The organism is Nocardioides sp. GCM10027114 (genome assembly GCF_042659625.1).
Classification (GTDB): domain Bacteria; phylum Actinomycetota; class Actinomycetes; order Propionibacteriales; family Nocardioidaceae; genus Nocardioides.
Genome location: NZ_JBHSSS010000003.1, coordinates 65,044 through 89,435, shown reverse-complemented (window position 1 = coordinate 89,435; position 24,392 = coordinate 65,044). Strand labels below are relative to the sequence as shown.

At 73.0% G+C, this 24,392-nt stretch carries 26 protein-coding genes and 3 tRNA genes; 12 read left to right on the top strand and 17 right to left on the bottom strand.

Features of this window, described 5'->3' with window-relative positions:
* The first annotated feature begins 1 nt into the window (after nt 1).
* Both ACFP2E_RS02655 and ACFP2E_RS02650 read left to right on the top strand, forming a co-directional pair.
* Nucleotides 2-1,567, top strand: coding sequence for a SulP family inorganic anion transporter (locus tag ACFP2E_RS02655; protein ID WP_378522314.1), 1,566 nt, complete (start codon nt 2-4; stop codon nt 1,565-1,567).
* A gap of 46 nt (nt 1,568-1,613) precedes the next feature.
* Nucleotides 1,614-2,390 (top strand): GntR family transcriptional regulator, encoded by a 777-nt coding sequence (locus ACFP2E_RS02650; RefSeq protein ID WP_378522313.1) that lies wholly within the window; start codon nt 1,614-1,616, stop codon nt 2,388-2,390.
* Here the strand turns inward: ACFP2E_RS02650 and ACFP2E_RS02645 are convergent.
* The 5 genes from ACFP2E_RS02645 to ACFP2E_RS02625 form a co-directional block, all read right to left on the bottom strand.
* Entirely contained in the window at nt 2,360-4,126 is a 1,767-nt protein-coding gene (locus ACFP2E_RS02645) for a SulP family inorganic anion transporter (protein ID WP_378522312.1), read from the bottom strand. The two genes, ACFP2E_RS02650 and ACFP2E_RS02645, sit on opposite strands and share 31 nt — an antisense overlap.
* Entirely contained in the window at nt 4,123-4,494 is a 372-nt protein-coding gene (locus tag ACFP2E_RS02640; RefSeq protein WP_378522311.1) for a carbonic anhydrase, read from the bottom strand. Before ACFP2E_RS02640 ends, ACFP2E_RS02645 begins: the two co-directional genes overlap by 4 nt.
* Nucleotides 4,491-5,066 (bottom strand): rhodanese-like domain-containing protein, encoded by a 576-nt coding sequence (locus ACFP2E_RS02635; protein WP_378522310.1) that lies wholly within the window; start codon nt 5,064-5,066, stop codon nt 4,491-4,493. The genes ACFP2E_RS02640 and ACFP2E_RS02635 overlap by 4 nt, the downstream gene beginning before the upstream one ends.
* Nucleotides 5,067-5,120: 54 nt before the next feature.
* The gene (locus ACFP2E_RS02630; protein WP_378522309.1) at nt 5,121-6,452 is read right to left on the bottom strand and encodes an MBL fold metallo-hydrolase; all 1,332 of its coding nucleotides are present in this window, start codon (nt 6,450-6,452) and stop codon (nt 5,121-5,123) included.
* Nucleotides 6,453-6,892: 440 nt separating this feature from the next.
* Nucleotides 6,893-6,965 (bottom strand) — tRNA-Arg (locus ACFP2E_RS02625).
* 86 nt (nt 6,966-7,051) lie between these two features.
* Here ACFP2E_RS02625 and ACFP2E_RS02620 point away from each other — a divergent pair.
* The 3 genes from ACFP2E_RS02620 to ACFP2E_RS02610 all read left to right on the top strand — a co-directional run bounded on the left by ACFP2E_RS02620 (nt 7,052) and on the right by ACFP2E_RS02610 (nt 10,917).
* Nucleotides 7,052-7,642: a hypothetical protein gene (locus ACFP2E_RS02620; protein ID WP_378522308.1), complete on the top strand. Its 591-nt coding sequence runs from the start codon at nt 7,052-7,054 to the stop codon at nt 7,640-7,642.
* Between the two features lie 300 nt (nt 7,643-7,942).
* On the top strand, nt 7,943-9,766 hold the full coding sequence (locus ACFP2E_RS02615) for a phosphoenolpyruvate carboxykinase (GTP) (RefSeq protein WP_378522307.1): 1,824 nt from the start codon (nt 7,943-7,945) through the stop codon (nt 9,764-9,766).
* Nucleotides 9,767-9,894: 128 nt separating this feature from the next.
* Nucleotides 9,895-10,917, top strand: coding sequence for a LuxR family transcriptional regulator (locus ACFP2E_RS02610; protein WP_378522306.1), 1,023 nt, complete (start codon nt 9,895-9,897; stop codon nt 10,915-10,917).
* 190 nt (nt 10,918-11,107) lie between these two features.
* Here ACFP2E_RS02610 and ACFP2E_RS02605 read toward each other — a convergent pair whose 3' ends face one another.
* The 3 genes from ACFP2E_RS02605 to ACFP2E_RS02595 form a co-directional block, all read right to left on the bottom strand.
* Nucleotides 11,108-11,236, bottom strand: a complete 129-nt coding sequence (locus tag ACFP2E_RS02605; protein WP_378522305.1) for a hypothetical protein — start codon at nt 11,234-11,236, stop codon at nt 11,108-11,110.
* A 198-nt stretch (nt 11,237-11,434) separates the two neighbouring features.
* A tRNA-Ser gene (locus ACFP2E_RS02600) sits at nt 11,435-11,524 on the bottom strand.
* Between the two features lie 108 nt (nt 11,525-11,632).
* Nucleotides 11,633-12,088: a hypothetical protein gene (locus tag ACFP2E_RS02595; RefSeq protein WP_378522304.1), complete on the bottom strand. Its 456-nt coding sequence runs from the start codon at nt 12,086-12,088 to the stop codon at nt 11,633-11,635.
* A gap of 113 nt (nt 12,089-12,201) precedes the next feature.
* Here ACFP2E_RS02595 and ACFP2E_RS02590 point away from each other — a divergent pair, with 113 nt between their 5' ends.
* Together ACFP2E_RS02590 and ACFP2E_RS02585 are read left to right on the top strand one after the other, a co-directional pair.
* Nucleotides 12,202-12,603 (top strand): hypothetical protein, encoded by a 402-nt coding sequence (locus ACFP2E_RS02590; protein WP_378522303.1) that lies wholly within the window; start codon nt 12,202-12,204, stop codon nt 12,601-12,603.
* A gap of 80 nt (nt 12,604-12,683) precedes the next feature.
* Nucleotides 12,684-12,775 (top strand) — tRNA-Ser (locus tag ACFP2E_RS02585).
* 7 nt (nt 12,776-12,782) lie between these two features.
* On the opposite strand, the gene ACFP2E_RS02580 is transcribed toward ACFP2E_RS02585, so the two are convergent.
* The 4 genes from ACFP2E_RS02580 to ACFP2E_RS02565 form a co-directional block, all read right to left on the bottom strand.
* Nucleotides 12,783-13,664, bottom strand: coding sequence for a hypothetical protein (locus ACFP2E_RS02580; RefSeq protein WP_378522302.1), 882 nt, complete (start codon nt 13,662-13,664; stop codon nt 12,783-12,785).
* Nucleotides 13,665-13,789: 125 nt separating this feature from the next.
* The gene (locus tag ACFP2E_RS02575; RefSeq protein ID WP_378522301.1) at nt 13,790-14,020 is read right to left on the bottom strand and encodes a biotin/lipoyl-binding carrier protein; all 231 of its coding nucleotides are present in this window, start codon (nt 14,018-14,020) and stop codon (nt 13,790-13,792) included.
* A 65-nt stretch (nt 14,021-14,085) separates the two neighbouring features.
* Nucleotides 14,086-15,150 carry a hypothetical protein gene (locus tag ACFP2E_RS02570; protein ID WP_378522300.1) on the bottom strand — a complete coding sequence of 355 codons (1,065 nt, stop codon included), beginning with the start codon at nt 15,148-15,150 and terminating at the stop codon, nt 14,086-14,088.
* Between the two features lie 11 nt (nt 15,151-15,161).
* The gene (locus ACFP2E_RS02565) at nt 15,162-15,923 is read right to left on the bottom strand and encodes a carbon-nitrogen hydrolase family protein (RefSeq protein ID WP_378522299.1); all 762 of its coding nucleotides are present in this window, start codon (nt 15,921-15,923) and stop codon (nt 15,162-15,164) included.
* A 45-nt stretch (nt 15,924-15,968) separates the two neighbouring features.
* Between ACFP2E_RS02565 and ACFP2E_RS02560 the strand changes: the two genes are divergently transcribed.
* The 4 genes from ACFP2E_RS02560 to ACFP2E_RS02545 are packed head-to-tail and all read left to right on the top strand — an operon-like array spanning nt 15,969 to nt 18,605.
* A complete protein-coding gene (locus ACFP2E_RS02560) occupies nt 15,969-16,556 on the top strand; it encodes a molybdenum cofactor guanylyltransferase (protein WP_378522298.1) in 588 nt (195 codons plus the stop codon).
* Between the two features lie 32 nt (nt 16,557-16,588).
* Nucleotides 16,589-16,924, top strand: a complete 336-nt coding sequence (locus ACFP2E_RS02555; protein WP_378522297.1) for a DUF6457 domain-containing protein — start codon at nt 16,589-16,591, stop codon at nt 16,922-16,924.
* A 41-nt stretch (nt 16,925-16,965) separates the two neighbouring features.
* Nucleotides 16,966-17,943 carry an NAD(P)H-quinone oxidoreductase gene (locus tag ACFP2E_RS02550; protein ID WP_378522296.1) on the top strand — a complete coding sequence of 326 codons (978 nt, stop codon included), beginning with the start codon at nt 16,966-16,968 and terminating at the stop codon, nt 17,941-17,943.
* A 35-nt stretch (nt 17,944-17,978) separates the two neighbouring features.
* Nucleotides 17,979-18,605 carry a bacterial proteasome activator family protein gene (locus ACFP2E_RS02545; protein WP_378522295.1) on the top strand — a complete coding sequence of 209 codons (627 nt, stop codon included), beginning with the start codon at nt 17,979-17,981 and terminating at the stop codon, nt 18,603-18,605.
* A gap of 16 nt (nt 18,606-18,621) precedes the next feature.
* On the opposite strand, the gene ACFP2E_RS02540 is transcribed toward ACFP2E_RS02545, so the two are convergent.
* Genes ACFP2E_RS02540 through serS form a run of 5 tightly spaced genes read right to left on the bottom strand, consistent with a single transcriptional unit; the run spans nt 18,622 to nt 22,676 of the window.
* Complete coding sequence (locus ACFP2E_RS02540; protein ID WP_378522294.1) at nt 18,622-19,212, bottom strand: hypothetical protein; 591 nt, start codon at nt 19,210-19,212, stop codon at nt 18,622-18,624.
* Between the two features lie 17 nt (nt 19,213-19,229).
* A complete protein-coding gene (locus tag ACFP2E_RS02535) occupies nt 19,230-20,048 on the bottom strand; it encodes an HAD family hydrolase (RefSeq protein ID WP_378522293.1) in 819 nt (272 codons plus the stop codon).
* Nucleotides 20,045-20,554 carry a GNAT family N-acetyltransferase gene (locus tag ACFP2E_RS02530; RefSeq protein ID WP_378522292.1) on the bottom strand — a complete coding sequence of 170 codons (510 nt, stop codon included), beginning with the start codon at nt 20,552-20,554 and terminating at the stop codon, nt 20,045-20,047. The genes ACFP2E_RS02535 and ACFP2E_RS02530 overlap by 4 nt, the downstream gene beginning before the upstream one ends.
* A complete protein-coding gene (locus tag ACFP2E_RS02525; protein WP_378522291.1) occupies nt 20,551-21,384 on the bottom strand; it encodes an HAD family hydrolase in 834 nt (277 codons plus the stop codon). The genes ACFP2E_RS02530 and ACFP2E_RS02525 overlap by 4 nt, the downstream gene beginning before the upstream one ends.
* Nucleotides 21,381-22,676: a serine--tRNA ligase gene (gene serS / locus ACFP2E_RS02520; RefSeq protein ID WP_378522290.1), complete on the bottom strand. Its 1,296-nt coding sequence runs from the start codon at nt 22,674-22,676 to the stop codon at nt 21,381-21,383. The genes ACFP2E_RS02525 and serS overlap by 4 nt, the downstream gene beginning before the upstream one ends.
* Before the next feature lie 138 nt (nt 22,677-22,814).
* Between serS and ACFP2E_RS02515 the strand changes: the two genes are divergently transcribed.
* A complete protein-coding gene (locus ACFP2E_RS02515; protein WP_378522289.1) occupies nt 22,815-24,389 on the top strand; it encodes a diacylglycerol kinase family protein in 1,575 nt (524 codons plus the stop codon).
* Nucleotides 24,390-24,392 lie beyond the last annotated feature (3 nt).

The window sequence follows — 24,392 nt, the reverse complement described above, 5'->3', positions numbered from 1 at the left end:
CTTGACCAGGGCCCGGCTGCACGTCACCCCGCCCCGGCGGGGCGACCTCGTCGCAGGCGTCACGGTCGCGCTGGTGCTGGTGCCGCAGGCCATCGCCTACGCCGCGCTGGCGGACCTGCCGCCCCAGGTGGGCCTCTACGCCGCCGCGGCCGCGCCGGTGTTCGCCGCGGCGGTCGGCTCCTCGCCGTACCTCCAGACCGGCCCGGTGGCGCTGACCAGCCTGCTGGTGCTCGGCGCCCTCGCGCCCTTCTCCTCCTCCGACACGGCCGAGTACGTCGCCCTCGCGGCGCTGCTGGCCCTGCTGGTCGGCGCGGTGCGGTTCCTCGTCGGCGTCACCCGCACCGGTGTCGTCGCCTACCTGATGAGCCAGCCTGTGGTGGCGGCGTTCACCCTGGCGGCCGCGGTGATGATCGTGGGCTCGCAGGTCCCCGCCCTGCTCGGCGTCCCGCCCGAGTCGGACAACCCGGTCGTCCGGGCGGCGGCCGCGCTGACCGACCCCGGGGCATGGCAGCCCGCGTCGCTGGTGATCGGGGCGGTCGTCGGCGCACTCGTGCTGGTCGGTCGGCGGGTCGACCCGCTGCTGCCCGCCGCACTGGTCGGCTCGGTGCTGGCCGCCCTCGCCGTGCACCTCTGGTCGCTGGACGCCGCGGTCGTCGGGTCGCTGCCGAGCGGCCTCCCGGCGCCGCAGCTGGACCTGCCGTGGTCGGCAGTCCCCCAGCTGCTGGTGCCGGCGGTGGTGATCGCGTTCGTGGGCTTCGCCGAGCCGGCGTCGATCGCCCGGCAGTACGCCGGCGTCGACCGCTCCCCCTGGGACCCCGACCGTGAGTTCGTCGGGCAGGGGCTCGCCAACCTCGGCTCCGGGCTGTTCGGCGGCTACCCCGTGGGCGGCTCCTTCTCCCGCTCGGCCCTCAACCGGCTGTCCGGGGCCCGGACCCGCTGGAGCGGCGCCGTCACCGGCCTCTGCGTGGCCGCGGTGCTGCCGGTGGCCGACGTGCTGGCCGGGCTGCCGACCGCGGCCCTCGCCGGCCTGGTCGTGGTGTCGGTCCTGCCGCTGCTCAACCCGCGGCCGGTCTTCCGGACCTGGCGGATGTCGCGCGCCCAGTTCGCGGTCGCGATGGTGACGCTCGCGGTCTCGCTGCTGGCAGCGCCGCAGGTCCAGTGGGGGGTCGTGGCCGGCGTCGCCGTCTCGCTCGCCGTCCACCTGTGGCGCGAGCTCCGGCTCGACGTGGAGATCTGGCGCCGTGGCTCCACCCTGCACGTCCGCCCGCAGGGGGTCCTCTACTTCGGCTCGGCACCGCGGCTGGAGACCCGGATCATCAGCGAGATCGCCGACCGCCCGCAGGTCAGCCGGGTGCGGCTCGAGCTCCAGCGGCTGGGGCGCATCGACCTCACCGGCGCGCTGGTCCTGCGCGCCATCTGCCGCGACCTCGGCCGCGGCGACGTGCAGGTGTCCATCTCGGGTGTGCAGCCGCAGTGGCAGCAGCTGGTCGAGTCGGTCTTCGCGGACGAGCCCGTTGACTACACTCGCTCGACGCGCGAGCGGGACGACGAGCACGACCGCGAGTAGGGCACGAGTAGGGCACGAGCAGGGCACGAGGAGGGAGGGCCGGCCGATGACACCCCGGACCAAGGGCCCCCGCACCCTGGACCGCACCGCGTCGGCACCGCTGTGGCAGCAGCTCCATGACGACCTGGTGCGGCGGATCGAGGCGACCGAGTTCCCCGAGACCTTCCCCGGTGAGCTCGAGCTGATGGAGGCCTACGGCGTCAGCCGCCACACCGTGCGCGAGGCCCTCGGCCGGCTGCGTCGCGAGGGCGTCATCCAGTCCTCCCGTGGCCGGTCCAGCGTCGTCGCCCCGGGTCTCATCGCGCAGGACCTCGGCGCGATGTACTCACTCTTCCACGAGCTGGAGCGGCGCGGCATCGAGCAGCGCAGCGAGGTGCTCGTCGTCGAGGAGCGGCAGGACGACGTGGTGGCGGACCGTCTCGAGCTGCGGTCCGGCTCACCGCTGGTCTACATCGAGCGGCTGCGGCGGGCCGACGAGGAGCCGCTCGCCTGGGACTGCGCCTGGCTCGACCCCCAGCTGGCGGCGCCGCTGCTCGAGGCCGACCTCAGCCACACCGCGCTGTACGACGAGTGGCACCGCGTGGCCGGGGTGCGGCTGTCCGGTGGCCGGGAGACGATCCGCGCGGTGCTGCCCACCGCCGGCCAGCGCGAGCTGCTCGCCATGGCGGACGACGAGGCCGCGCTGATGATCGAGCGGACGGGCCATGCGGGCGACCGGCCGGTGGAGTTCCGGCGCACGCTCGTCCGCGGCAGCCGGTTCAGCCTCACCGCCCACTGGTCGAGCTCGCAGTCCTACCAGGTCGACGTCACCGGGCCCGGCTGAGCGCCGGCCGGGAGCGGCCAGCCGGCCGGGCTGCCGGCGTCGAGCGGGAGCGCCCGCACCACCTCGACCACCGTGCCGCGGCTGCGGCCCTGCTCCTCGAGGGCGGCGTACCAGTCGGCCCGGGACAGGACGTCGCGCACCGGCCCGCGGGCGCCGCCCAGCCAGAGCTCGACACCCGTCTCGCCCAGGTCGGTGACCAGCTCGCCGAGCATCTCGACGCCGGTGAAGTCCGCCGCGGTGATCGCCGTGGCGTCGAGGACCAGGAACCGGACCCCGGGCCGCTCGCGCAGCCGCTCGGCGAGGTCGTCGGCGATCGCCCGCGCCCCGACGAACGACAGCGGGGCGTCGATGCGGACGACCAGCACCTCGGGGTGGGTCACGACGTCGTCGTGCCGACGGACGTTGCGGAAGACGCCCTGCTCCGGCGAGAAGCCGAGCTCCGGCATGTGCGGCCGGTTCAGGTGCCGCAGGAAGAGCGCGAAGCTCACGCCGACGCCGACGGCGAGGCCCCAGGTCGGGCCCAGGGCCAGCGTCGCCAGCGCGGTCGCCAGCAGGGCGGCGAGGTCGCTGCGACGGATCCGGCCGACCGCCCGGGCGCCCTTGACGTCCACCAGGCTGCCCACGGCGGCCAGGATGATCGCCGCGAGCACCGCCTTCGGGATCTGCGCCAGCAGCGGCGTCAGGAAGAGCAGGCTGATCGCGACCAGGACGGCCGCCACCACGCCCGAGAGCGGGGTCCGGGCGCCGGCGTTGAAGTTCACGGCGCCGCGGGAGAAGCCGCCGGCCACGGGCATGCCCTGCATCAGGCCGGCCGAGCCGTTGGCCAGGCCGACCGCGACCAGCTCCTGGTCGGGGTCGATCCGGGTCCGGGTCCGCCGGGCGAAGGCGCTCGCGGTGCTGATGGACTCCATGTAGCTGATCAGCGCGATCGCCGCCGCAGCCGGCAGCAGCGCCGTCACGTCCGCCCACACCCCGCCGGGCCACGACGGGAGCGGGATGCCCGAGGGGATCTCGCCGATCTGCGTGACCGGGAGGTCCAGCACGACGACCAGGACCGTCGCGACCGCGACGAGGAGCAGCGGCCCGGGCACGCGGGGCGCCCACCGCTTCAACGCGACCAGCGCCACGAGGGAGGCCGCGCCAAGCGTCGTGGTGACCGGGTCCAGGCTGGAGAGGGCGGGCACGACCGAGCCCATCGCCTCGAGGAAGGAGGTGCTGGAGCCCGAGAGGTCGAGGCCGAGCAGGTCCTTGACCTGCGTCAGCCCGATGGTGAGCGCGGCGGCGCTCGTGAAGCCGGCGATCACCGGCACCGACAGCAGGTTGACGAGGGCGCCCAGCCGGGCGAGTCCCGCCCCGACCTGCATCACGCCGATCATCAGGGTCAGCAGCGCCGTCAGCGCGACGTACCGGCCACTGTCGCCGTCGGCCAGCGGCGCGACCGCGGCCGCCGTGAGCAGCGAGTCGATCGCGACCGGACCGACCGAGATGAAGCGGCTGGTGCCGAACACGGCGTACACGACGAGGCTGACCATGGCGGCGTACAGGCCCGCGATGGGGGGCACGCCGGCCAGTGCGGCGTAGGCCATGGCCTGCGGCACGACGAGCACGCCGACGGTGGCGCCCGCCCGCAGGTCGGCGGTCCCGTCCGCACGGCGGTACGACGGCAGCCAGCCGACGATCGGCAGGAACGTGGCCAGCCGGCCCGTCCGGCCGGTCGTGGTGGTCTGCTCGCTCACGCGACCTCCTCCAGACGCTGTTCGTGGGTGTGGGCCAGCCACCCGGTGACCGTGGTCCCGGGCAGCCGGGTGCGGGCGACCGCGACCGCGTCGCGGATCTGGCTGCGACGGTCGTCGTCGGCGGCGGGGTTGGCCGCACAGTCGGTATGCCCCACCACGGCCACGTCATGCGTGCCGTGCCGCTCGACGGAGACCTGGAGCGCCTCCCACAGGTGTGGCGCGGCCAGTCCGGAGGACGTCTCCGGCCCGGGCGTGGTCACCACGTCGACGTGGTCGACGCCCCAGGTGGTTCGCAGGTGCTCGACGACGAGCCCGGTGATGCGCCCGTCGATGCAGGTGAGGGCCGCCCCGAAGGTCGGGCCCGTCAACGGGCGCCGAGCCGCGCCAGCGCCTGGTCGATGTCGCAGGTGGCGCCGCGGTTGTAGGGCAGCTTGGCCAGCAGGTTGCCCATCATGCAGGTGTTGCTGACGGCGGCGAAGGTGAGGCCGAAGCCGACGGCGGCGGCGACCCACTTCAGCGCCGGGACCCAGATGCTCGCCACGACCGCGAGGAGCACGATGCTGCCCGCGACCAGGCGGACCTGGCGCTCGAGCGCCCACTTCTCGACCTCGCCGCGCTTCACCGGCGCGTTCGCGGCCAGCCAGGAGTTCATGCCGCCGGCGAGCAGGACGAGGTCCTGCTTGCCCTCACGGCTCAGCTTGGTGGCCGCCTGCTCGGCGCGGCCACCGCTCTGGCAGACCAGCACCAGGGTGCCGCCGGCGTTGTGAACGATCTGCCGCAGGTGCGGGTCGAGCTGGTCGACCGGGATGTTGACGGCCCCGTCGATGTGGGCGGTCTCGAACTCACCGGGGCTCCGTACGTCGAGGACGAGTGTGTTCGGCTGCTGCATCAGCGCCTGGGCCTCGGCGACGCCGATGCTCTGGACGGTGGACTCGGTCATGTACTGCTCCTGTGTTCTTCGTGCTTCGGGTGCGGGTTCTGGGCGGCTGCCGGGTCAGGCGGCCACACCGGCGAGGTCGGGGATGCCGGCGCCGGTGAGGACCCGGACGTCGGCGAACCCTGCCGCGACCAGGCGGCTGGCGGCGATCGAGGCGCGGCGGCCGCTGGCGCAGCCGACGAGCACCGGCTTCTCGGGGTCGAGCCCCTCCGGGACGCCCTGGGTGAAGACGTCGGCGGCGAACCGCTCGACGGCGCCGGGGAGGCGGACCTGCTCGAGCTCGCTCGGCATGCGCACGTCGAGCACCTGGATGCCCTCGTCCTGCAGCCGCCTCGCCTCGTCGAGGTCGACGAGGACGAAGCCCGGGCCGAACGCGTCGACCGGCAGGTCGATGGCGAGGCCTTCGACGGAGTCGAAGCCGATCTGGGCAAGCTGGGTGACCGCCTCCTCGGCGTCCTGGTCGCGGTCGGCGACGATCGCGACGGGCTGGTTGTAGGGCACCAGCCAGCCGGCCCAGCTGCCGAAGTCGATGCCCATCTCGATGCCGACGCTGCCGTGGACCAGGCCGAGGGCCTGCCGCTCGCGCGGCCGCATGTCGACGACGTGCAGGTCGCTTCGGCGCAGCTCCTCGGCGGTGAGCGACGGCTTCTTCTCCTCCGGCATCGGCTTGACGCCGAGCGTGTTGGTCGGGCCCATGTACTGGTAGAAGCCCGGGATCGGCATCGGCATCCGGAGCATCTCCTTGGCCATGTCGTCCGGGTCCTCGATCTGGAGCAGCGGGTTGCTGGCGACCTCGTCGGCGATCGTGGAGGTGTACTTGCCGGCGCCGGTGGAGGTGCAGAAGGAGCCCTCACCGTGGGTCGGCAGCAGCTCCACCTCGCCGGGCAGCTTGGCCAGTCGGTGAAGCGACTGGTGCTGCAGGCGCGCCAGCGTCTCGGCACGCTCCGGGCCGAGGAGGTCCGGGCGGCCCGCGGAGCCGACGAGCAGGCTGCCGCCGGAGAAGACCGCGACCTCCTTGCCGTCGAGCAGGATCACGTAGCTCGTGTGCTCCGGGGTGTGCCCGGGGGTGTGCAGCGGGCGGATGGACAGGCCGCCCTCGCCCTTGAGCTCCTCGAGGTGGAACGCGGGCGTGTAGCGGTACGCCGCGGCTGCGGCGGCCGGGAGCACCAGCTCGGCGCCCGTGCGCCGCGCGGCCTGCTCGGCGCCGGAGACGTAGTCGTTGTGGAGGTGGGTCTCGAGGACGAAGCGCAGGTCGAGGTCGCGTGCGGCCGCCTCGTCGAGGAAGCGGGAGATGTCGCGCTGCGGGTCGACCAGGACGGCCTTGCCCTCGTGCTCGAGCAGGTAGGTCTGGTCCCCGAGCCCGGGGGTGCGGAAGGAATGGATCTGCATGGGGAGCCTCTCTCGCTCTCGCTTGGATACCCTCTGGGGTATCTAATGTACGGACCTTTGCGGCCCAGTCAAGTCAGGAAGATCCGATGCCCCGTGCGGCGGGACGGAGCACCCTGACCAGCAGGCACGGACGTGCGCGAACCGCGCGACAGGAGGCGCCATGCGAAGGACCCTCGTCGCCATCGCCGTCGCCGCCGTCGCGGCGCTGCTCACGGACTGCAGCGCCGCCGAGGAAGGGGCCGGCGGGGCTGGTGGGCTGGGGCTACGTCGGGATCTACGGCGACGTACGCGCAGCAGCCGTCGACTGCGCGGAGGCACCGCAGGAGGGCGTGGGCCTGACCCACCACGCGCTGCTCCACGGCGTCGACGTGCGGCCGGCGATCCTCACCCCGGAAATGAATGAAGCCGCAGGACCGTGGCGGTCCTGCGGCTTCGATCTGCGCGCCCGTAGGGATTCGAACCCCAAACCTTCTGATCCGTAGTCAGATGCTCTATCCGTTGAGCTACGGGCGCATGCCGCCCGGCGGGCCGAACGACTGGACGAGAATAGCGGACCTGTTCGGCGTTGCCTAAATCAGTGCGGCTGGGAGGATCGGAGTGTGACCGCCCCCACGCGTCGGCACCCCCGACCGACCACCACCACGCCCCCCGTGGTGGCGGGTGTCGCGGTCACGCTCGCGCTGCTGCTGGGCCTCTTGGGCTGCACGTCGACCGAGTCACCGGCACGGTCGGCCGGGGAGGAGCCGACCCTCGTGCTCGACAGCGGGCGCCCCCACTTCGAGGGCCGGCGCGCCGTCACGGTGCAGGCGGGACGCATCGTCTACAGCGGGCAGACGTGCGACCCGGTCGAGGGTCGTGGCCGGGTCTGCTCACTGGACGGCGAGCGCACCTACCTCGCGTTCGGGAAGGTCAAGCAGGTGACGCTCGCCGAGGCGCGCATGGACTCGGCCGACGGGAACACCAGCTGGACTGCGTCCCTCCGCTTCGCGCCCGAGGACCGGCGGGCAGTACGTCGCTCGGTCGCCGAGGCGACGGCCAGCGGGGCGGTGGTGCTGATCCTCGACGAGAACCAGGTCGTGATGCTGCCGACGCCGGTGACCGAGTTCTTCGGCGCCCGGGTGCTGCTCGAGAACCTCACCAAGGAGCAGGCGTGGGACGTGGTGGCCCGCTTCGATCCGGAAAAGTCCTAAGCAGTACTGTTCTCCGCGCCCCCTTCGATCCGCCGCAGACCGCGAGCCCAGACGGCCGTCGCGCAAGGCGTTCAGCGTTGATCGATCCAATAGGTGGGCCGTCCCCAGCGGGATAGCCTCCCAGCAACGCGGGGGGTTCGACGACCCTCCGGCCACAAATCGTCGCCGGCAACGAGGCCGTGCGCACGCATAGGACTCCACGACACCACCGTCGATACGCTCGACGGCCGGCGGCTCCCACGCCGCGCGACAAGCGTCGTACGACGGGGGCAGGCGCCGCGAATGCGCGAGAGGGAACTCATGACCGCCCAGACGCAGGCGCCCACGACCCACCGGGGCATCCTCGACTTCGTCGACGAGGTCGCCACCCTGACGACACCCGACCGGATCCACTGGTGCACGGGCTCCGACGAGGAGTGGACCGAGCTCACCGACGCCCTGGTGGCGTCGGGGACCTTCACCCGGCTCAACCCGCAGATCAAGCCGAACTCCTTCTACGCGCGCACCGACCCCACCGACGTGGCCCGGGTCGAGGACCGCACCTACATCTGCTCCGTCGACAAGAAGGACGCGGGTCCCACCAACAACTGGATGGACCCGGACGAGATGAAGGCGCTCATGCGCAAGCTCTACGCGGGCTGCATGAAGGGCCGGACGATGTACGTCATCCCCTTCGTCATGGGCCACCTCGACGCCGAGAAGCCGATGTTCGGCATCGAGATCACCGACTCCGCGTACGTCACCGCCAGCATGCGCGTGATGGCTCGCATGGGCACCCACGTGCTGCGCCGCATGGAGGAGCTCGAGGCCGCCGGCGCCGAGATGAGCTGGGTGCCCGCCCTCCACTCGGTCGGCATGCCGCTCGAGGACGGCCAGGCCGACGTGCCGTGGCCGTGCAACGACACCAAGTACATCGTGCAGTTCCCCGAGGAGCGCATGATCTGGTCGTTCGGCTCCGGCTACGGCGGCAACTCGCTGCTCGGCAAGAAGTGCTACGCCCTGCGCATCGCCAGCGTCATGGCCCGCGACGAGGGCTGGTTGGCCGAGCACATGCTGATCCTCAAGCTGACCTCGCCCGAGGGCGTCGTGAAGTACATCGCGGCCGCCTTCCCGAGCGCCTGCGGCAAGACGAACCTCGCGATGCTCCAGCCCACGATCCCGGGCTGGAAGGTCGAGACCCTTGGCGACGACATCGCGTGGATGCGGATCGGCGACGACGGCCGGCTGTGGGCGGTCAACCCGGAGTACGGCTTCTTCGGCGTCGCCCCCGGCACCAACGAGCACACCAACCCCAACGCGATGCGCACCATCAACAAGGGGAACTCCGTGTTCACCAACGTCGCCCTCACCGAGGAAGGCGACATCTGGTGGGAGGGCCTCGAGAACCCACCGGCCCGCGCCACGTCGTGGAAGGGCGAGGAGTGGGGCCCGGGCAGCGACGCACTGTCCAGCCACCCCAACAGCCGCTACTGCACCCCGATCAAGCAGTGCGACATCCTCGCGCCCGAGTACGACGACCCCCGCGGCGTCCCGATCGACGCGATCCTGTTCGGTGGTCGACGCAAGACCACGGTGCCGCTCGTGTTCGAGGCCCGCGACTGGACCCACGGCACCTTCCTCGGCGCCACCCTGTCGTCCGAGACCACGGCAGCCGCGGTCGGCCAGGTCGGCGTGGTGCGCCGCGACCCGATGGCGATGCTGCCGTTCATCGGCTACAACGCCGGCGACTACTTCAACCACTGGATCACGGTCGGCAAGGAGAACGACGCGGCCAAGCTGCCGAGGATCTTCTACGTCAACTGGTTCCGCCGCGACGAGCAGGGCGACTTCCTGTGGCCCGGGTTCGGCGAGAACAGCCGCGTGCTGAAGTGGGTCGTCGAGCGGATCGACGGCCAGGCCCCGGCGGTCGAGACGCCGATCGGCCAGGTGCCGACCCCGGAGGCGCTCGACACCGACGGGCTCGACATGACCGCCGATCAGCTCGAGGCGGCGCTCGCGGTCGACGTCGAGGAGTGGAAGGCCGAGATCCCGCAGATCCAGGAGTGGTTCGAGAAGTTCGGCGAGCAGCTGCCCGCGGTTCTCTGGACCGAGCTGGACGGTCTCAAGGCCCGACTGGGCGCCTGAGCACCACGCACGACACCGGGGGAGCCCCGGCCGCCCCAGGGCGGTCGGGGCTCTCCGCGTTCCGGGGCCGCCGCTGTGCCATGATCGGCGCTCTGGCACGGGTGACACGGGGGACGACGGGAGCGTGAGTGAGCGAGTTCGGACCTGACAGGCGCGCGCTCTTCCAGCACGAGGCCGCGTCCCTCTACGAGGAGATCGTCGCGCAGGACGGCATCGCCGCCGACGACCCCCGCATCACGGAGGGTGCGGAGTGCCGCGCCGCGTTCGAGCTGCTCCTCGAGCTCGACCTCGTCATCCTCGACCGGGAGACCGAGGGCTACGTCGCGGTCGACCCGTCGACGGTGCAGTCGCGCGTGGTGGGACCGCTGGGGGTCCGTGGCGCCGAGCTGATCGCCGAGTCCGCCGAGTGGGCCCGCGCCTTCGGTTCGCTGTCGCAGGCCTGGCGCAAGTCACCCCAGTCCGCCCGCGGGCCGCTGACCGAGATCCACGGTCCCGAGGCCATCCAGTCCTACATCTCCGGCGTGGTGGCCGACGCCGAGGAGGAGCTGCTGACGGCGCAGCCCCAGACCGGCCGCGACGCCGCCATCATGGCGGCCGCCGCCGAGCGCGACACCGCGGCGCTCGAGCGCGGCGTGCGGATGCGCACCCTCTACCAGCACAGCGCCCGGCGGTCCTCGGTCACGCACCAGTACGTCGCGGCCGTCACCGCCAAGGGCGCCGAGGTGCGCACGCTGGACGAGTTCTTCAACCGGATCATCATCGTCGACCGTCGCATCGCCGTGATCCCGGGGAAAGCGGGACTGGCGGTCGCGCTGTCGGTGCGCGAGCCGAACATGATCGCCTACCTGGTCGACATCTTCGAGCGGACCTGGGAGCGCGCCCGGCCCTTCACCAACCGGGAGACGTCGCTGCTGCGCGACATCGCGGCCGAGCAGCGCGCGATGACGATCCGGATGCTCATCGAGGGCCACGCCGACCCGGTGAGCGCCAAGCGGCTCGGGGTCAGCCCGCGCACCTACGCCGGCTACGTCGCCGACCTCAAATCGGAGTACGAGGCCGAGACCCGGTTCCAGCTCGGCTACGTCATGGGGCAGCGCGGCATCTCCGGACGGGAGCGCACCGACGCCTCGGCCGCTCAGGCCGACGGCTAGCGCGCCGCTCAGGCCGACGACTAGCGCGCCGCTCAGGCCGACGACCAGCTCACCCGCTCGGCTCAGAAATCAACACGAGGACAGTGACATGGTCACTGTCCTCGTGTGGTTGAGACGGGCCGGGGGGGTGGCACTGGGACCGGTCGGGTGGGGGGTGGCAGGTCCCCGTCTCAAAACAGGGGGGGTGTTCTCAGGGAGCGACGCGACAGCCGGGGCAGCCCCAGCTGGTGTCGCGCAGGGCCTCGGCCGGAGCGCCGAGCAGTCCGACGCTCATCGCAACGGTCGCCACGACGATGCCGACCTTGGTCACGATCTTCATGTTGATTTCCGCCTTCGCGTCGGGGTTCGGGTGCTGGGCTGGACCCGATGGACCAATCTTGGTGGACCCGTGCAGAGATCGGCAGTCGATCGTTGGGTCAGAAACTTGCAGTGCATTTTCCTGCAGTCGTGGGCACGCGGCTTGCCCCTGGAAGACGAACGGCCCCTCCGGATGAACCGGAGGGGCCGGACGCTACCGCGGAGGCGGCGGGATTTGAACCCGCGAGAGGGGTTTGCCCTCAACCCGCTTAGCAGGCGGGCGCCATAGACCGGACTAGGCGACGCCTCCTCCACGGCCCGCGTCGTCGTACGACGACTCGGACAGCCCGCACAGGCTACAAGGCCGGTGCCGCGGGTGCCGAATCAGGTGCCGACCCGGACGTCCCGGGCGTCCTGCTCACTCGCCGTCGAGCGGGCGGAGGCCCTCCGCGCGGCGCAGGTGCTCGCGCACGTCCTTGGCGAACTCGTCGCGGTCCGCCGCCAGTGCCTGCACCGGGATGGTGGTGCTGCGGCCGTCAGCGAGGCGCAGCACGAGGCACGGGATGCCGCGCGGGTGGGAGGCCACCGCCTCGGCGACGTCCTTCCAGCGGGCCTGCCGGACGCCGGCGCCGCGCACCAGCCGGACCCGGTAGCCCTCGTCGTCGAGCCGGACCACCGGAGTGGCCCGCAGCCACGCTCCCACGCCCAGCACGGCCGCGACGCCGACCACCGCGACCGGCAGCAGCACGAGCACGGAGAGCTCGAGCACGGCGATCAGGAGGGTCGCTCCGAAGACCAGCAAAGCCACGGCGACGATGAGCAGGCCCACCAGGCGGGCGCCGAGGGCGGGAGCGAGCCGATAGTCGGACGACATGGGGTCGATTGTCCCTCGCCGCCGGAACCGGCCGTCCGGAGGGGTTGCCGCGGCGGGGCCGCGGGCGGACACTCGAATCCCCCGCCGGAACCTGGGCCATCCGGGAGGTCGTCATGACCGCTACCCCCACCGCGACCGCGCTCCACAGCCTCACGGTCGCGCTGGACGCGCCACCGCTGCCGCTGTCGGCCGTCCCCGAGGCACCCACCGGCGCGACGGCCAGCTGGCGCTGGCAGGTACGACGCCTGCTGGGCGAGCTGCGTGACGCCCTCGGCAGCGAGGGAGACGCGGCGACGGACGGCTGGCTGGCGGCGCGCAGCGTGACGCTGCTGCGCGAGCGCGACCTGCTGCTGGGGCGGCTCGGCCGGCTCGGACCGGTGGTCCTCCAGAGCCCGGACGTGGCCGGCATCTGCCGGGAGCTGCGGCGCCTGACCACGGACATCGGCCACTACTGCCAGCGGCTGCACGACCTGGCGTACGACGAGGTGGAGCTGGAGCTCGGCGGGTCCGAGTGATGGCTGACCCTCAGGGCCGCCCGGCCCACTTCGCCGCCCGGGCGGGCGCCTAGACTCGTCGCGCCGTCCCCGGACGGCACGGAGGGGTGCCGGAGTGGCCGATCGGAACCGCCTTGAAAGCGGTCGCTGGCAGAGATGTCAGCCGCGGGTTCGAATCCCGCCCCCTCTGCCAGTCAGGATCACGAGACGTACTGCCGCCGCTCGTAGACCAGCACCGCGTCGACGTCGATCCGTCCCCGGCCCGAGGTCCGCAGGTTGCGCACCGCCAGCGTGTGGTCGCCCTGCTCCACCACGCCGTGCCACACGACGACACGGTTGCGGTTGCGCGTCGCGAGGCTGTCCAGCGTCGCCACCACGTCCCCGTCCACGAGGACCTGGAAGCGCCCCCGCTTCGGCCCCTGCGGCATGACCAGGCCGAGGTGCGCCCCGCGCGCCGAGGCGACCTCGATCCAGTACGTCGCCGTGGCGCCGCGTCCCCAGGTGTGCATCTGCGTCCCGCCCGAGGCGCACCGGCACGTCGACGTCCGCCACCGGCCGGTCCGGTCGACGGGGATGGCCTCAGCGTCAAGTTCCACTGATACGCCGTCCTGCTGGTAGACCTCCGGCTGCGCCGGACCCGAGGTGGCGTACTTCGCGTTGTCCGCCTGGTCGTAGGCGGTGACCGCCCACCCCGACTGTTCCGGGATGCGTCCGCCGCACTCGCCGCCGTAGTCCGTCAGGGTGTCGTGCCACGGGAGCCTGTCGAAGTCACCCCAGAAGTCGCTAGGACCTTCGGGTTCACTGTCCCCGTCGAGGTTCCACCGGTTGTACCAGCGGATGCCGGACTCATCCGTGGCGGAGTAGCGGACCAGGTAGGGCACTTCAGTGACTTCATGCCCCTCGCAGACGTAGCCGAGCCATCTCCTGACCTGCGCCCCCACCTCGAACTCCGGGTCGACCACGACCACGGGTGGACGGTTGTCCGGTGCGTCCCCCGAAGCGCCGGGTGTCGCCACGAGGGCGGCCGCCACGAGGAGGGCGGCAGAGGTGAGGAGGGTCAGTGCGGAGCCACGTCGGGACATGGCACCTCCCGGAGGGTCTGGAGGCCAGAGTCACTGCCACGGGACGCTAGCCGCAGCGACCGGCTCGGAGACCCTTGCGCCCGGCAGGTACCGAGATCCCGGTAGGGACCCCGCCCGGGATCCGCTCAGTGCGTGATGGCGATGAGGACGTCGCCCTCCTGGACGACGTCGCCGGGGCTGACCTTGACCGCCGAGACCCGGCCGGTGTGCTCGGAGATCACGGGGATCTCCATCTTCATCGACTCCAGCAGCACCACGGTGTCGCCGGCCGTGACGGTGTCCCCGGGGGCGACCTCGACGTTCATCACGTTGGCCACCATCTCCGCGAGGATCTCCGTCACCTGTTCGCGCGCCATGCACGCGAACCTAGTCGTTACTCGCGCGTACCCGGAACAGCCGCACCGGCGCCCTCATGGGGCCCTCAGAGCAGCGCCTCGGTGCGGCCGGGCTCGGGACGGACGGCGCTGGCCGCCTCCTCGGCACGGCGGCCGCGGCGGCCCTTCGGGGCCGTGAACCGCAGGTCGAGCCGGACGAGGACGAAGCCGACCGCGAGGCCCACGACGAGCGCGTAGAGGACCGCCAGCAGCGCCTCGGTGCGCGAGACGGTGGTGTTGACGAGCGCCTGCGCCACGGGGGCGGTCGCCGCGACACCGAACGCGCAGACCCACCAGCCCTGCCGGCGGCGGGCGCGCATGTAGCAGCCCCAGACCAGCGCCGGGATGCCGAGCACGGCCACGAGCGGGCGTGGGAAGGCGCCGAGCTCGGCGCGCGTCCACCGGATGCCGTCGAGCAGCGACCCGACCAGGCCGGGGGTGCCGTAGCGGCGCAGCAACTCGGCGTACGCCAGCGTGACGCCGAGGACGACGCTGCCGACGAGCACGACGACCACCCCGCGACGACCCAACCCGTGCAGGCCGGCGCCGAGCCGGTAGACCAGCCCGAGCGCGCCCGCGAGGGCGAGGCCGAGGGTGACGTACTCGAAACGCAGCAGGGAGATCGTGGGCTCGAAGCCGACCGTGGCGACCGCGCCGACGGCCGCGACCAGCAGCGCCACGACCGCCTCGCGTGCAGCGTGCACGAATCGGACCGCCGGGACCGTCGCCATGACCGCGAGGACGGCGCTGACGACGCAGGTGCCGACGGCGGCACCCGTCGTGAGGACGTCGGTGCCGGCGACCGTGGCCGTCACGCCGTAGGCGAACGCCAGCGCCCCGAAGAACAGCGGCCGGCCACCGGCGCGGGCGGCGAGCGCCCACGTGTAGGCGCTCGCGATCGCCGTCGAGCCGGCGGCACCCAGCCACTCGGGGCCGATGCCGACCCCGGAGAACACGAGCGCGGCCAGACCACCGACGACGGCGAGCACCCAGAGCAGCTGCGGGAACCGGCTCGACCGGAGCTTCCTGATCCGCTCCTCCGTCCGCGTCAGGGCGCGCTCCCACCGGGACGGCGGCCGGACGGCGCGGCGACGCGGTGGGGCGGTGGACACGGACGTCTAGGTTACATTCGGCGGTTCGCCAGCGAGGGGTTGGTACGCCGGGCCTCGGCGAGCACCTCGCGGTCCAGCTCGGCCCGCAGCGTCTCCGGGCCGTCCCCGGCCTCGGCCAGGACCTCGCCCATCGGGTCGACCACCAGCGAGTGACCGGTGTAGCGCGGGCCCGGCTGCGCCGCCGCCACGACGTACGCCGTGTTCTCGATCGCCCGGGCACGGACGAGGGTGCGCCAGTGGTCGACCTTGCGCGGACCGGCCACCCAGGCGGCCGGGACCACCAGCACCTCGGCGCCCTCGCCCACCAGCAGCCGGGCCAGCTCGGGGAAGCGCAGGTCGTAGCAGGTCATCAGGCCCAGCCGCAGCCCGCCGACCTCGACCAGCCGCGGCTCCACGACCCCGGCGGTGAGCCGGTCGGACTCCCGGTAGCCGAACGAGTCGTAGAGGTGGATCTTGCGGTAGTCCGCCGTGGCGGCTCCGCGCACGACGAGGGTGTTGAACGGCTTGGCCGGGTCGTCGCTGCGCTCGAACATGCCGGCCACGACGGTGGTGCCGCGCTCCTTGGCCACCCGCTCGACCTCGTCGGCGAACGGCCCCGGCACCGGCTCGGCGTACGGGCTGACGTCGGAGCCGGCCTCGCCGAAGTCGCGGGCGTAAGCCTCGGGCAGCACCACCAGGTCCGTGCCGTCGGGCACCAGACCGGCGAGGGCCTCCCGGTTCGCCGCCGGGTCCAGCCCGGACGCCTCCTGCACCACCGCGACTCGCAGCACCATCCCTCCAGCCTGCCACCCCGCCGGGGTCGGTGGGAGACTGCGGGGGTGGCTGACCGGTCGGAGGGGCGCGCGGGTCGTGGGGCGGTCGACGCGGCCGTGGCGGCGGTCGTGCTGGCCGGCGGCACCGGCGCCCGGCTCGGCGGCGCCGACAAGGCCGGCATCGAGCACGCCGGCCGGACGCTGCTCGAGCACGCGCTGGTCGCGACCGCCGCGGCGACGCAGACCGTCGTCGTCGGCGACCCGGTCCCCACGTCGCGCCCGGTCACCTTCACCCGGGAGGACCCCACCCACGGCGGACCCGCCGCCGGGCTGCTCGCGGGGGTGGCCGCGCTCGCAGCCCCGCCGCGGCTCGTGGTGGTGCTGGCCGTCGACATGCCGCACGTGACGGCCGCGACCGTGACCCGGCTGCTGGAGGCTGCCGACGGGCACGACGGGGCCTTCCTCGCCGACCCCGACGGCCGGCGCCAGCTCGCCGGGGTGGTCGCCGCCGAGGCGCTCGCGCGGGTGGCGCCCGCGGACCCCCACGGGCTGCCGCTGCACCAGCTCCTGGGCCCGCTCGAGCTCGCGACGGTGCCGGCGCACGGGGCCGAGTCGGCCGACGTCGACACCTGGGCGGACCTGCGCGACCTCTGACCCGGGGCTTGCGGGGCCACTCCGGAGTCGCCATGGTGGGGCTTGTGAACCTGCACGACTGGATCGACGAGCTGTGCGACGTGCTCGACGTCGACGCGGAGGTCGACGAGGCACTGGTGCTGGACCTGGCGCGCGTCGCCGCCCACCAGGTGGAGCGGATGGCCGCGCCGGTCACGACCTACCTGCTCGGCTACGCCGCGGGCACGCTGAAGGCCGACCCCGAGCAGGTCGAGCAGCTGGCGGCCCGGGCGCAGTCCCTTGCCGAGGGCTGGGACAAGCCCGCCGGCGCGCCAGACCCGGTCGACGTGGACGACGAGATCCCCGACGACAGCGCGGTCGACCACAGCGGCGACGAGTTCGAGGACTGAGGGGTCCGGAGGGGCCGGCGGACGCCCGTAGGGTGACCCGCATGCGAGCCGTCGTCGCCTCCGCGCCCGGAGGACCCGAGGTCCTGAACGTCTCCGAGCTGCCCGACCCCGAGCCCGGTCCGGGCGAGGTGGTCCTCGACGTCGCCGCGACCGCGGTCAACCGCGCCGACCTGCTGCAGCGGCAGGGGCACTACCCGCCACCCAGGGGCGCCTCTGACGTGCTGGGCCTCGAGTGCAGCGGCACCGTCGCCGCGCTCGGCCCCGACGTCACCGGCCTCGCCGTCGGCGACGAGGTGTGCGCCCTGCTCGCGGGCGGCGGGTACGCCGACAAGGTGGCCGTCCCCGCGGGCCAGGTCATGCCGCTGCCCGGCGGGGTCGACCTGGTGACGGCGGCGGCGCTGCCCGAGGTGGCGTGCACGGTCTGGTCGAACGTCGTCATGGTCGCCCACCTCCAGCGGGGCGAGACCCTGCTCGTCCACGGCGGAGCCGGCGGGATCGGCACCTTCGCGATCCAGCTCGCGAAGGCGCTGGACGCGCGGGTCGTCACCACCGCGGGCTCGCCCGCCAAGCTCGAGCGCTGCCGCGAGCTCGGCGCCGACGTCGCCGTCAACTACCGCGAGGAGGACTTCGTGGAGGCGGTGCGTGGGGCCACCGACGGCCGCGGGGCCGACGTCGTGCTCGACAACATGGGCGCGAAGTACCTCGGCCGCAACGTGACCGCGCTCGCCGACAAGGGGCGGCTGGTCATCATCGGGATGCAGGGCGGCACGAAGGGCGAGCTCGACATCGCGGCGCTGCTGCGCAAGCGGGGGGCCGTCATCGCGACGGCGCTGCGCTCGCGGCCGACCGACGAGAAGGCCGCGATCTGCCGCTCCGTCGCCGAGCACGTGTGGCCGCTGGTGGCCGAGGGCTCGGTGCAGCCGGTGGTCCACACGTCCCTGCCGCTGGAGCGCGCCGCCGAGGCGCACGCCCTCATGGAGGCCGGCGACAACGTCGGGAAGATCCTGCTCACGACCTGACCTGCCCCCTCCGGCCGCCCCGTAGGGTGAGGCCCATGAGCGACAACCGCCCCGAGGACAGCGAGAACGCCGGCCAGGCAGGCGGCCAGCCGGACCCGGAGCAGCACGTGGTGGTCGTCGGGCCCGACGGCCAGCCCGTCGGCACCCTGCCCGCCTCGGTGGTCGCGGCCGCGACCGCCGGCCAGGCCGGGGAGGGCGACGACGAGCGGGCCATCACCGACCTGGTCGAGCAGCCCGCCAAGGTGATGCGGATCGGCAGCATGATCCGCCAGCTCCTCGACGAGGTGAAGGCCGCGCCGCTCGACGAGGCCAGCCGCAACCGGCTCCGCGACATCCACCACGCCTCGATCCAGGAGCTCGAGACCGGCCTCGCCCCCGAGCTGGTCGAGGAGCTCGAGCGGCTGTCGCTGCCGTTCACGGAGGACACCACCCCGTCCGAGGGGGAGCTCCGCATCGCCCAGGCGCAGCTCGTCGGCTGGCTCGAGGGCCTCTTCCACGGCATCCAGACCGCCATCTACGCCCAGCAGGTCGCCGCCCGCGCCCAGCTGGAGCAGATGCGCAAGGCGCTGCCCGGGGCGCACCCCCACCCGCACGGGCGCCACGAGGCCGAGCAGGGCGACGTGCCGCGACAGCAGGGCGAGTCCGGCGGGATGTACCTCTAGGTCGTCGGACGGTCGGTCAGGCCCGGCGCGAGCGCCGGGAGACCACCAGCAGGCCCAGCACGCCGACCAGCACCAGCGCCACGCCCGGCGCCGCGAGCCGCGAGAGCCGCTCGGGCTCGGCGTCCTCGAGCCGGGTGAACTCCGCCTGCTCGGTCTCGGCGGGCTCGCGCGGACTCAGGTCGGTGCCGGCGCCGAGGGTCTCCTCGACGAGGCGCACCAGCCGGTCGCCGGCCGGGCCGGTGCCGGCGCAGCGGTCGGTCGCGAGGTCGGCGCCGGACTCGGTGACGAAGAAGACGTAGCGCTCGTCGACCTGCAGGTCGCCCAGGCCGCACTCGTCGTTGGCCGGCGACGTCACACGCACGCGGGTACGGGACACGTCGCCCTTGTAGAGGGTCTCGGGCTCGACCCGGTAGGAGGTCGTGCCGCGGCTGCCGCTGCGGGCGGTCTGGTCGACGACCACGCCGCTGAAGACGACGTCGGCCCGCTCGGCGTCACGCTCGACGGACGTGGCGGTGCACGGGCAGGCTTGCGCCGGCGACGTGGAGGTCACCACGCCGACGCAGGCGAGCACCAGCGCGGCGATGAGCAGGCGGACCGTGGGAAGCACGGGGCAATCCCACCAGATCACAGGCCGAACACACCAGCCAGCACCCGCGCCACCCCGTCGTCGTCGTGGCCGGGCGCGAGGTGCGGCGTCACCGCCCGGACCGTCGGGTGCGCGTCCGCCATGGCGTACGCCGTGCCGGCCCACTCGAGCATCGGGATGTCGTTGGGCATGTCGCCGAACGCGATCACCTCGTGCGGGGCCACCCCGAGGCGCTCGCACAGCAGCGCGAGCGTGGTCGCCTTGGTGACGCCGGCGCCGCTGATCTCCAGCAGTGTCGAGGTCGAGGACCAGGTGATCGTGACCGCGTCGCCCACCGCCTCCTCGGCGCGGGTCCAGAAGTCGAGCGCCTCCAGCTCCTCGTGGCGGGCCAGCAGCTTGAGCGCCGGCTCGTCGAAGACGTCCTCCAGGCTGCCGCGGCGGCTGCCGTCCGGGACGGGATGCCGCTCGGTGAACTCGGTCTCCAGCGCGATGCCCGCGAGGGTCTCGACGGCGAAGACCGACCCCGGCACGGCGTGCCGGATGCGCCGGCAGGCCTCCAGCCCGACGTCGACCGGGATCGGCCGGGTGAGGTCGACCCGGTCCCGCTCGACGTCCCAGACGAGCGCCCCGTTGGCGACGACCGCCAGCCCGTGCCCGCCGACGTACTCGAAGACCTCCTCGGCCCAGCGCAGCGGACGGCCGGTCACGAAGACGACCGGCACCCCGAGCTCGTCAAGGCGCGCGATCACGTCGTGGGTGTACGCCGAGACGGTGCCGTCGCTGCGGACCAACGTGCCGTCGAGGTCGGTGGCGACCAGGCGCGGACGCGGTGGTCGGGGGGCGGTCGCGCCGGTCACGACGCGACGACCGGCTGCGCCAGCGGCCGGACCATCACCAGCTCGCCGTCCTCGTTGCTGCCGCGCAGCCCGGTGAAGCCGCACTTGGCCAGCACCCGCAGGCTGGCGGCGTTCTCGGGACGGACGGAGGCCCGCACCCGGACGCCGAGCCGGTCGGTCTCGCCGAGCAGGCCGCGCAGCGCCTCGGTCGCGGCGCCGTGACCGCGGGCGTCCTCGACCAGCCCGAAGCCGACCTCCGCCTCCGGGGTGCCGTCGACCTCGGTGGGCGGACCGAAGAACCCGATCGTGCCCACCACGAGGCCGTCGAAGGCGCGGACCACGTGCCGCACGTGCCACGGCCCGGGCCCGGCGTCGGGGATCATGCTCGCCGCGTCGCGGTCGTCCTCGCGCGGGTAGTCCGGGTGCCACCGCGGCCGGCGCCGGCCGGCCAGCATGTCGTCGCGCTCGTCGCGGGTGACCAGCGGGAGCCGCAGCCGCAGCGTGGCGACCTCGCCCGGCAGGCTCACCCGAACCACCGCTCGAGCTCGACGGCCACGCCGTCGTCGTAGACCGACTCGGTGACGTCGTCGGCGGCCGCGTGGACCTCCTCGATCGCCTGCCCCATGGCCACCCCCCGGCCGGCCCAGCGCAGCATCTCGACGTCGTTGCGACCGTCGCCGATCGCGAGGACGTCGTCCTGCTCGACGCCGAGCTTCTCGGCGACCATCGCCAGCCCGGACGCCTTCGAGACCCCCACCGGGGTGAGGTCGAGCCAGGCGGTCCAGCCGACGACGTAGTCGGTGCCGTGCAGGCCGAGCCGGGAGGCGAGCTCGACGAAGTCGTCTGCGGTGGCGTTGGGGTCGCGGATGATGACACGACTGACCGGGCCGGAGACGAGCTCGTCGACCTCGGTCAGGATCATCTCGCCGGAGAGCTCACCGCTCGGGAAGTGGTTGTTGACCCGGTAGCCGACGCCGCGCTCCTCGACGGCGACCAGCGCCTCCGGGTGGTGCTCCAGCACCGCGGCCACCGCCGGAGCCGCGTCGAAGGTCTCCTCGTGGACGACCTCGATGGGCGGGTAACGGAAGATGACAGCGCCGTTGGAGGCGACCACCCACAGCCGGTCCTTCTCCTCGCGGTGGAGGCCCAGCAGGTCGGCGACCCGGGTCATGCCGTGCGGTGACCGGCCGCTGGAGAGCACCACGTCGGCGCCCCGGTCCATGGCGCGGTGGACCGCGTCGTAGACGCGCGGCGAGATCTGCTCGTACGTCGCGCCGGCGCCGTCGACCCACTTGAGGAGGGTGCCGTCGATGTCGAGGGCGACCAGCCGTGGCCGCCATCCGGCGCGGCGGGTCAAGCCCGGCCGCCCACCGGCTCGAGGACCTCGCGACCGCCGAGCCAGGGCTGCAGGGCCTTGGGGACCCGCACCGACCCGTCGGCCTGCTGGTGGGTCTCGAGGATGGCCACGATGGTCCGGGTCGAGGCGCACAGCGTGCCGTTGAGCGTCGCGACCGGCCGGATCTCGCTGCCGCCGTCGTTCAGGAAGCGGCCGCGGATGTCGAGGCGGCGGGCCTGGAACTCGGTGCAGTTGGAGGTCGAGGTCAGCTCGCGGTACTTGCCCTGCGTGGGGATCCACGCCTCGCAGTCGAACTTGCGCTGCGCCGACAGGCCGAGGTCGCCGGCGGCGGTGTCGATCACCCGGTAGGCGAGCTCGAGCTTGTCGAGGAAGGACTTCTCGATCTCGAGCAGCCGCTGGTGCTCGGCGTAGGAGTCCTCGACGGTCGAGTAGACGAACATCTCGACCTTGTCGAACCAGTGGACCCGGATGATGCCCTTGGTGTCCTTGCCGTGCGAGCCGGCCTCCTTGCGGAAGCAGGGGCTGAACGCGGCGTACCGCAGCGGCAGCGTGCCGGCGTCGAGGATCTCGTCCGAGTGGTACGCCGCCATCGGCACCTCGCTGGTGCCGACGAGGTACATGTCCTGGCCCTCGATGCGGTAGACGTCGTCGGCCGCCTGGCCGAGGAAGCCGGTGCCGTCCATGGCGCGCGGCTTGACCATCGACGGCGCCACGACCTGGGTGAAGCCGTGCTCGCGGGCGTGCTCGTTGGCGAGGTTGATGAGCGCGAACTCGAGCTCGGCTCCCACGCCGGTGAGGAAGTAGAAGCGCGAGCCCGACACCTTGGCGCCGCGCTCGATGTCGATCGCCCCGAGGATCCTGCCGAGCTCGATGTGGTCGCGCGGCTCGAACCCCTCGCGGCCGAAGTCGCGGGGCTCGCCCACCGTCTCGAGCACCACGAAGTCGTCCTCGCCGCCGGCGGGGGCCTCGTCGGCGGCGAGGTTGGGGATGGTCGCCAGGGCGGCGTGCCACTCCTCCTCGGCGGCGTTCTGCGCGGCCTCGGCGGCCTTGACCTCCGCGGCCAGCGTCTTGGTGCGGGCCAGCAGCCCGGCCTTCTCGTCGCCCTGCGCCTGGGGGATCAGCTTGCCGAGCTGCTTCTGCTCGGCCCGCTTGGCCTCGAACTCGGCGATCGCGGCCCGGCGCGCGGAGTCCGCGGAGAGCGCCCGGTCGACGACGTCGTCGGACAGGCCGCGCTTGGCCTGGGCGGCCCGGACGCGGTCGGGGTCTTCACGGAGGACGCGAGGGTCGATCATGCCCGCAAGGCTATCCGGCTCCCAGGTGGTCCACGTCTCGTCCCCCGACCCGGGCCGGGACTCCGCGTTCGGGGACCGGACGTGGGAAACTCCGTGGCGTCCCGCGACCCGTCGTACCCCCCGGAAGGAGCGCCGACCGTGCTCGACCGCTCGCGCAGGGTCCCGCTCGCCTGGGCCGCGCTCTGCGTCGTCCTCTTCGCGCTGCTCACCGTCGCCGTGCAGGCCGACTGGGGGCCTGTCGCCGCTCTCGACGACCGTGGCGAGGCCGCCCAGGGCTGGGCCGCGGACCGTGAGGGCCTGGTGCGGGCCCTGCTGGTCGTCGAGGACATCTTCGGGTCCGTCGGCAAGACGGTCATCACGCTGGCGATCGCGGCCGCGCTGCTGTGGAAGAAGCACCGCCGGGCCGCCATGTTCTCCGTCGGCGCGCTGGTCGTCACCACGGTCGTCAACACCGGGCTCAAGGAGATCATCGGCCGCGCCCGCCCCGACTGGCAGAGCTCCCAGTCGCTGCTGGAGACGCACGCCTACCCATCCGGGCACTCCTCCTCGATCGCCGCGCTCGCGGGCACGATCATCGTGCTGGTGGTGATGCTGGTCCGTCGCTCGAGCGTCCGGCAGCTGACCTACGTGCTCGCCGTGGTGCTCGCACTGGTCGTCGCCGCCGACCGGGTGCTGCTCGGGCGGCACTTCCCCAGCGACACCATCGCCGGGCTGCTGGTCGGCACGACGGTGATCCTGGTCGGCCTCGCCGTCTACAGCCCCCTCCCGCGCAGCCTCGCGGAGAAGGCCGAGCCGCTGCCCGAGGTGCTGCCGTCCGAGCGTCGCCTGGCCGTCGTGCTCAACCCGGTCAAGGTCGAGGACGTCGGCCAGTTCAAGGCGATCGTCACCGCGATGGCACGGGAGGCCGGCTGGTCGCACCCGACCTGGCACCACACCACCGTCGAGGACCCCGGCACCGGGATGGCCGAGGCCGCCGCCGTCGCCGGCGCAGACCTGGTGCTCGTGTGCGGCGGCGACGGCACCGTCCGCGAGGTCTGCGCCGAGCTCGCCGGGACAGGCATCCCGGTAGGGATCGTCCCCGCCGGCACCGGCAACCTGCTGGCCCGCAACCTCGGCATCCCGCTCTACATCCGCGCCGCGATCGACGTCGCCCTCAACGGCCAGGACCGGGCGATCGACATGGTGGAGGTCGCCGGCGACGGCATGGAGGACACCCACTTCATGGTGATGGCCGGGATGGGCTTCGACGCCGCGATCATGGAGGGCGTCAACGAGGACATCAAGAAGAAGATCGGCTGGTTCGCCTACGTCATCTCGGCGCTGAAGTCGCTGATGTTCCCGGCCGTGAAGGTCGAGATCTCCGTCGACGGCGGCGAGTTCACCCGGCACCGCGCCCGCACAGTCGTCATCGGCAACGTGGGCTTCCTCCAGGCCGGCATGCCGCTGCTGCCGGACGCGGCGATCGACGACGGCCAGGTCGACGTCGTGATCCTGCACCCCCGCAACTTCTTCGCCTGGATCCCGCTGGCCTGGCGGGTGCTGCTCAAGCGCAAGCACACCGACGAGCTGGTCAACCGGATGACCGGCCAGTCCGTCGTCGTCCGCGCGGCCACCGAGACGCCCCGCCAGCTCGACGGCGACGCCATCGGCCCCGGCAAGGAGCTGCGGATGACCTGCGTCCACGGCCGGTTGCTGGTGCGCGTCCCGCGCTGAGCC

Bases quoted from the DNA above. Each gene is read 5' to 3' on its own strand.
- ACFP2E_RS02545 (WP_378522295.1), top strand. From the start codon at position 17,979: ATGAGCGACAACCGCCCCGAGGACAGCGAGAACGCCGGCCAGGCAGGC.
- ACFP2E_RS02615 (WP_378522307.1), top strand. From the start codon at position 7,943: ATGACCGCCCAGACGCAGGCGCCCACGACCCACCGGGGCATCCTCGAC.
- ACFP2E_RS02650 (WP_378522313.1), top strand. From the start codon at position 1,614: ATGACACCCCGGACCAAGGGCCCCCGCACCCTGGACCGCACCGCGTCG.
- ACFP2E_RS02605 (WP_378522305.1), bottom strand. From the start codon at position 11,236: ATGAAGATCGTGACCAAGGTCGGCATCGTCGTGGCGACCGTTGCGATG.
- serS (WP_378522290.1), bottom strand. From the start codon at position 22,676: ATGATCGACCCTCGCGTCCTCCGTGAAGACCCCGACCGCGTCCGGGCC.
- ACFP2E_RS02590 (WP_378522303.1), top strand. From the start codon at position 12,202: ATGACCGCTACCCCCACCGCGACCGCGCTCCACAGCCTCACGGTCGCG.
- ACFP2E_RS02635 (WP_378522310.1), bottom strand. From the start codon at position 5,066: ATGACCGAGTCCACCGTCCAGAGCATCGGCGTCGCCGAGGCCCAGGCG.
- ACFP2E_RS02580 (WP_378522302.1), bottom strand. From the start codon at position 13,664: ATGTCCCGACGTGGCTCCGCACTGACCCTCCTCACCTCTGCCGCCCTC.
- ACFP2E_RS02565 (WP_378522299.1), bottom strand. From the start codon at position 15,923: ATGGTGCTGCGAGTCGCGGTGGTGCAGGAGGCGTCCGGGCTGGACCCG.
- ACFP2E_RS02575 (WP_378522301.1), bottom strand. From the start codon at position 14,020: ATGGCGCGCGAACAGGTGACGGAGATCCTCGCGGAGATGGTGGCCAAC.
- ACFP2E_RS02630 (WP_378522309.1), bottom strand. From the start codon at position 6,452: ATGCAGATCCATTCCTTCCGCACCCCCGGGCTCGGGGACCAGACCTAC.
- ACFP2E_RS02550 (WP_378522296.1), top strand. From the start codon at position 16,966: ATGCGAGCCGTCGTCGCCTCCGCGCCCGGAGGACCCGAGGTCCTGAAC.
- ACFP2E_RS02595 (WP_378522304.1), bottom strand. From the start codon at position 12,088: ATGTCGTCCGACTATCGGCTCGCTCCCGCCCTCGGCGCCCGCCTGGTG.
- ACFP2E_RS02555 (WP_378522297.1), top strand. From the start codon at position 16,589: ATGGTGGGGCTTGTGAACCTGCACGACTGGATCGACGAGCTGTGCGAC.